The organism is Streptomyces sp. NPDC059564 (genome assembly GCF_042735575.1).
In the GTDB taxonomy this organism is placed as follows: domain Bacteria; phylum Actinomycetota; class Actinomycetes; order Streptomycetales; family Streptomycetaceae; genus Streptomyces.
In genome coordinates this window covers 1-5,976 of record NZ_JBHWBP010000425.1, presented here as the reverse complement: position 1 = coordinate 5,976, position 5,976 = coordinate 1, and the positions used below count along the sequence as shown (strand labels likewise).

5 protein-coding genes are annotated in these 5,976 nt (G+C 70.9%); 2 read left to right on the top strand and 3 right to left on the bottom strand.

Features of this window, described 5'->3' with window-relative positions; all coding sequences use genetic code 11:
* Positions 1 to 159 precede the first annotated feature (159 nt).
* From ACFV0Q_RS37230 to ACFV0Q_RS37220, 3 genes are all read right to left on the bottom strand, one after another.
* Complete coding sequence (locus ACFV0Q_RS37230; protein WP_385011857.1) at positions 160 to 1,410, bottom strand: hypothetical protein; 1,251 nt, start codon at positions 1,408 to 1,410, stop codon at positions 160 to 162.
* 180 nt (positions 1,411 to 1,590) lie between these two features.
* Entirely contained in the window at positions 1,591 to 2,820 is a 1,230-nt protein-coding gene (locus tag ACFV0Q_RS37225) for a DUF349 domain-containing protein (RefSeq protein WP_385011856.1), read from the bottom strand.
* A 191-nt stretch (positions 2,821 to 3,011) separates the two neighbouring features.
* On the bottom strand, positions 3,012 to 3,794 hold the full coding sequence (locus tag ACFV0Q_RS37220; protein ID WP_385011854.1) for a peptidylprolyl isomerase: 783 nt from the start codon (positions 3,792 to 3,794) through the stop codon (positions 3,012 to 3,014).
* Between the two features lie 153 nt (positions 3,795 to 3,947).
* Here ACFV0Q_RS37220 and ACFV0Q_RS37215 point away from each other — a divergent pair, with 153 nt between their 5' ends.
* Both ACFV0Q_RS37215 and hisS read left to right on the top strand, forming a co-directional pair.
* The gene (locus ACFV0Q_RS37215) at positions 3,948 to 4,661 is read left to right on the top strand and encodes an MBL fold metallo-hydrolase (protein ID WP_385011852.1); all 714 of its coding nucleotides are present in this window, start codon (positions 3,948 to 3,950) and stop codon (positions 4,659 to 4,661) included.
* Positions 4,662 to 4,671: 10 nt separating this feature from the next.
* Positions 4,672 to 5,934 carry a histidine--tRNA ligase gene (hisS, locus tag ACFV0Q_RS37210; protein WP_385011849.1) on the top strand — a complete coding sequence of 421 codons (1,263 nt, stop codon included), beginning with the start codon at positions 4,672 to 4,674 and terminating at the stop codon, positions 5,932 to 5,934.
* The last annotated feature ends 42 nt before the right edge of the window (positions 5,935 to 5,976 follow it).

Sequence of the window (5,976 nt, the reverse complement as noted above, 5' to 3'; positions counted from 1 at the left end):
CCACCCCGCGTGGGTTTGGGGTGGGGGGGGTTTTTTTTGTTGTCTCCGCCCCCGGGGGGGGGGGGCGGGGGGGGCGCGGCCCGGACCCCAGTGGCGGGGGGGCCCCCCCCGGCGGGGGGCCCCCCCACCGTCATGTGCGCGGGCGGCTGCCGGGCCGGATCAGGGGCAGCCCCACCAGACGAAGTTGAGGTTGCCTCCGAAGAGCGCGGACACCACGGTCGCCGAGCCGATGATCCACACCACCGTGCTCCTGCGGGCTCTGGCCAGGGCCAGCGCGAAGGGGAACAGCAGCGGGAACGCCGGCATGATGAAGCGCATCTTCGAGAAGTAGAAGCCCGCCCCGCCCAGCGCCATCAGCATGATCATCGCGGCGAAGATCCACACGACCATCGGGGGCCGGCGCCTGCGCGTCATCAGGACGAACAGCACCACGGCCACCACCACGGTCAGCGAGACCACCACGTGGTTGAGGGTGGTGTGCACCTCGGTGAAGGTCTTCTTCAGCTCGTTGAGCGTGTCGAAGCCGCCGTCGTAGACCGAACCCCACCGGCGCTGGAGCTCGAAGTACCCGTCCCAGCGCCCGAAGTGCCAGCCGACGTACCCCACGTACCCGAACCACCCCAACGGGGCGATCAGCGAGGCCGTGACGATCCGGCCCACGGGAGGCCGCTGCGAACGGCGCCCGCGCCGCCACTGGACGTACTCCCAGACCCCCGCCAGCACCACGGCCGCGACGATCGCCGAACCGGACGGCCGCGTCGCACCGGCGAAGAAGGCCAGCACACCCGCCGTCAGCCAGGACTTGGTCATCACCGCGTACATCGCCCACACCGAAAGGGCGAGGAACAGCGGCTCGGTGTACGCCATCGACTGCACGAGCGCGGCCGGCACGATCGCGAACAGCGCGCAGGTGAACAGCGCCACCCGGCGGCCGTAGATCTTGTCCGTCACCGCGAAGATGCCCCACGCCGCGATCACCGAGGCGAACAGCGCCAGGCCCATCGCCACCCAGTTCATGGGCAGGTGCGTGACGTACGAGGTCCAGCGGATCATCATCGGGTAGACGGGGAAGAACGCCATCTGGCAGCTCGGCCCCGCGAACGCACAGGGGGACGGAGTCGCCAGCGGGGTCGTCAGACCGTTCTCGGCGATGTGCAGGTAGTAGATGGCGTCCCAGCGCCCACCCAGGATCTCCAGCGGCTGCACACCCTTGCGCTCGGCCCAGACCGCCATGACGGCGAGACCGGTCGCGCGCAGTGCGATGTGGATCAGCAGCGCCTTCCGCGCGCGCTGGAGGTGGGAGAGTACGCGCCGTCCGACGCCTCGGAGTCCGGAGTCCTTCTTGCCGGCGAGTGGCTCTGCAACGAGCAGTGAGTCTGGGACATCAGCGCGTATCTGGGTATGCGTCACATTCAATCCTGGTCGTCGCCCGGCAGAAGGCCGCCGAGGCGGCACCGTACAACGGTACACAGGTGTCAGGTGCTCCCAGCGCGCACCCTGTGTTGAAACCACGTAACGAATGGGCGCACATACGACGGACGGACACCGCCGCGACCATCCGGCGATGTCCGTCCAAGGGGTTCCGGGGGATCAGCCGCCGAACTCCTCCAGGCCCTTCAGCGCCTGGTCGAGCAGGGCCTGGCGGCCCTCCAGCTCCCGGGCCAGCTTGTCGGCCTTCGCGTTGTTGCCCGCCGCGCGCGCGGAGTCGATCTGCTCACGCAGCTTGTCGACGGCCGCCTGCAACTGCCCCGTCAGACCGGCCGCACGGGCCCGCGCCTCCGGGTTCGTACGGCGCCACTCGCCCTCCTCGGCCTCCTGGATGGCCCGCTCCACGGCGTGCATCCGGCCCTCGACCTTGGGACGCGCGTCCCGCGGTACGTGACCGATGGCCTCCCAGCGCTCGTTGAGGGAGCGGAAGGCCGCACGGGCCGCCTTCAGGTCGGTGATCGGGACGAGCTTCTCCGCCTCGACGGCGAGCTCCTCCTTCAGCTTCAGGTTCTCGACCTGCTCCGCGTCCCGCTCGGCGAAGACCTCGCCGCGCGCCGCGAAGAACACGTCCTGGGCTCCGCGGAAACGGTTCCACAGGTCGTCCTCGGACTCGCGCTGCGCCCTGCCCGCCGCCTTCCAGCTGTCCATCAGCTCGCGGTAGCGGGCGGCCGTCGGACCCCAGTCCGTCGACTTCGACAGCGCCTCCGCCTCGGCGACCAGCTTCTCCTTGGCCTTGCGGGCGTCCTCGCGCTGGGCGTCCAGCGCGGCGAAGTGGGCCTTGCGGCGCTTGGAGAACGCGGAACGGGCGTGCGAGAAGCGGTGCCACAGCTCGTCGTCCGACTTGCGGTCCAGCCGGGGCAGACCCTTCCAGATGTCCACCAGGGCCCGCAGCCGCTCACCGGCGCTGCGCCACTGGTCGCTCTGCGCCAGCTGCTCCGCCTCGGTCACCAGCGCGTCCTTGGCCGTACGGGCCTCGTCGGCCTGCTTGGCCTTCTGGACCTTGCGCTCCTCGCGCCGCGAGTCCACGGTCGCCACCAGCTTGTCGAGCCGGACGCGCAGCGCGGCGAGGTCGCCCACGGCGTGGTGCTCGTCCACCTGGATCCGCAGGTGCTCGATGGCCGTCTGGGCGTCCTTGGCGGACAGATCGGTGGTCCGCACCCGCCGTTCGAGGAGGCCGATCTCGACCACCAGGCCCTCGTACTTGCGCTCGAAGTAGGCCAGGGCCTCCTCAGGGGTGCCCGCCTGCCACGAGCCGACGACCTGCTCGCCCTCGGAAGTACGCACGTACACGGTGCCGGTCTCGTCGACTCGGCCCCACGGGTCGCTGCTCACAGCGCCTCCTCCACCTGATGCCCGTGAGGGGGTTCGCCCCCCGGGCATCGTCCACAGTTTCCTGGGGCGGGCAGCGCCCGCCCTGCACAACGCAAACATAGGCGACCGCCGGGCCGGCTGTCCGCATCCCGCACGACGGAATATCGGCGTACGGGCGGCGGGCCGGCCGGGCCCGGGGCGGCCGCGCCCCGTCAGTTCTTGGTGACGGTGCCCTTCTGGATCACCACGGCGGTCTTCGGGGCGCCGTCCTGGGCGCCGTCGGCGGTGCCGGCCTTGGCCACGTCCTCCAGGACCTTCAGCCCGGCCGCGTCGATCTTGCCGAAGGGGGTGTAGGACGGGGCCAGCGGGCTGTCCTTGTACACCAGGAAGAACTGGCTGCCGCCGGAGCCCGGCTGGCCGGTGTTCGCCATCGCCACCGTGCCGGCCGGGTAGATCACCTGGCCCTGCCCGTTCGGCTTGCCCAGCGCGTCCAGGTTCTCGTCCGGGATGGTGTAGCCGGGGCCGCCCATGCCCGTGCCCTGCGGGTCGCCGCACTGCAGGACGTAGATCCCGCCGGTCACCAGGCGGTGGCACTTGGTGTTGTCGAAGAAGCCCTTGTCGGCGAGCGACTTGAACGAGTTGACGGTCTGCGGGGTCTTCGCCGCGTCCATCTCGAACGTGACGTCGCCCGCGCTCGTCTTCAGGGCGAAGGTGTACTTCGCCTTGTCGTCGATCGCCATCGCGGGGGAGGGGGACTTCTTCGGCTCGGGCGCCGACGCGGACGGCGAGGGCTCGGCCGCCGCGTCCTTCTTGTCCTTGCTGTCGAAGACGCCGCCCACGACCAGGCCGACCAGGGTGGCCACCACCACGGCCGCGGCCGCGCCGATCACCGCCCAGCGCTGCCGCGCCTTGCGGCGGGCCGCGGCCCGCCGCTGCTGCTGGCGCTCGTACTTCTCCCTGGCGAGCTGTCGCCGACGCTGATCGCTCGTGACCACCGGGTCGTCTCCTTGTGCGTCTCTGGTACCGCTGTCCGGGCTCGGTTAGGCCGTACCGTATATGGGTTCGCTGTGTAATGAGGGGCGCCGGTAGGCTCTGAGCAGCAGATTCCGAACCGCTGCATCCCGCCGGACGACGATTGAGGGACGAACGTGCTGATTGCCGGATTCCCCGCCGGGGCCTGGGGGACCAACTGCTACGTGGTCGCCCCCGCCGCCGGTGAGGAGTGCGTCATCATCGACCCGGGCCACCAGGCCACCCAGGGTGTCGAGGAGACGCTGAAGAAGCACCGGCTCAAGCCCGTCGCGGTCGTCCTCACCCACGGCCACATCGATCACGTGGCCTCGGTGGTCCCGGTGTGCGGAGCACACGACGTACCGGCCTGGATCCACCCCGAGGACCGCTTCATGATGAGCGACCCGGAGAAGGCCCTCGGCCGTTCCATCGGGATGCCGCTGATGGGGGAGCTGACCGTCGGCGAGCCGGACGACGTCCGCGAGCTGACCGACGGCAGCGTCCTGAAGCTGGCCGGGATGGATCTCTCGGTGGCGCACGCGCCCGGTCATACCAAGGGGTCGGTGACCTTCAGGACCCCCGAGGCGGCCGACGTCCCGTCGGTCTTCTTCTCGGGCGACCTGCTCTTCGCCGGCTCCATCGGACGCACCGACCTGCCCGGCGGCTCCCACGCCGAGATGCTCCGGTCGCTGGCCCGCGTGTGCCTGCCGCTGGACGACTCGACGGTGGTGCTGTCCGGCCACGGTTCCCAGACCACCATCGGCCGCGAGCGCGCGACCAACCCGTACCTGCGGGAAGTCGCCGCCGGCCTGGGCGCGGACCCGACCGCCGCCCCACGACGAGGAATGTGACGAGAGTTTCGTGAGCACCTTCAAGGCCCCCAAGGGCACGTACGACCTGATCCCGCCGTACTCGGCCAAGTACCTGGCGGTCCGCGAGGCCATCTCCGCCCCCCTGCGCACGGCCGGGTACGGCTACGTCGAGACCCCCGGCTTCGAGGACGTGAACCTCTTCGCGCGCGGTGTCGGCGAGTCCACCGACATCGTCACCAAGGAGATGTTCACCCTCACCACCAAGGGCGGCTCGAACCTGGCCCTGCGTCCGGAGGGCACCGCCTCCGTCCTGCGCGCGGCGCTGGAGGCGAGCCTGCACAAGCAGGGCAACCTGCCGGCCAAGCTCTGGTACTCCGGCTCGTACTACCGCTACGAGCGCCCGCAGAAGGGCCGCTACCGCCACTTCTCGCAGGTCGGCGCCGAGGCGATCGGGGCCGAGGACCCGGCGCTGGACGCCGAGCTGATCATCCTGGCCGACCAGGCGTACCGCTCGCTGGGCCTGCGCAACTTCCGGATCCTGCTGAACTCGCTCGGCGACAAGGAGTGCCGCCCCGTCTACCGGGAGGCCCTCCAGGCCTTCCTGCGCGGTCTCGACCTCGACGAGGAGACCGTCCGCCGGGCCGAGATCAACCCGCTGCGCGTCCTCGACGACAAGCGGGCCGAGGTCCAGAAGCAGCTGGTCGGCGCCCCCGTGCTGCGCGACTACCTGTGCGACGCCTGCAAGGCGTACCACGAGGAGGTCCGCGAGCTGATCACGGCCGCCGGGGTCGTCTTCGAGGACGACGAGAAGCTGGTGCGCGGGCTCGACTACTACACCCGCACCACCTTCGAGTTCGTCCACGACGGCCTGGGCGCCCAGTCCGCGGTCGGCGGCGGCGGCCGCTACGACGGCCTGTCCGAGATGATCGGCGGACCGGCGCTGCCGTCGGTCGGCTGGGCGCTGGGCGTGGACCGTACGGTGCTCGCCCTGGAGGCGGAGGGCATCGAGCTCGACATCCCGGCCACCACGGACGTCTTCGCCGTGGCGATCGGCGCCGAGGCCCGCCGGCTGCTGTTCGCCGCCGTCACCGAGCTGCGCAAGGCCGGGGTCGCCGCCGACTTCTCGTACGGGGGCAAGGGCCTCAAGGGTGCGATGAAGGACGCGAACCGCTCGGGCGCGCGCTTCGCCGTCGTCGCCGGTGAGCGCGACCTCGCCGAGGGCGTCGTCCAGCTGAAGGACATGGAGGCCGGCGAGCAGACCGCGGTCGCCGTGGCCGACCTGGTCGCCGAGGTGAAGGCCCGCCTGGCCTGACCGGTCCGACCGTCCGTGGGGCGGAGCGGGGACCCGTTCCCC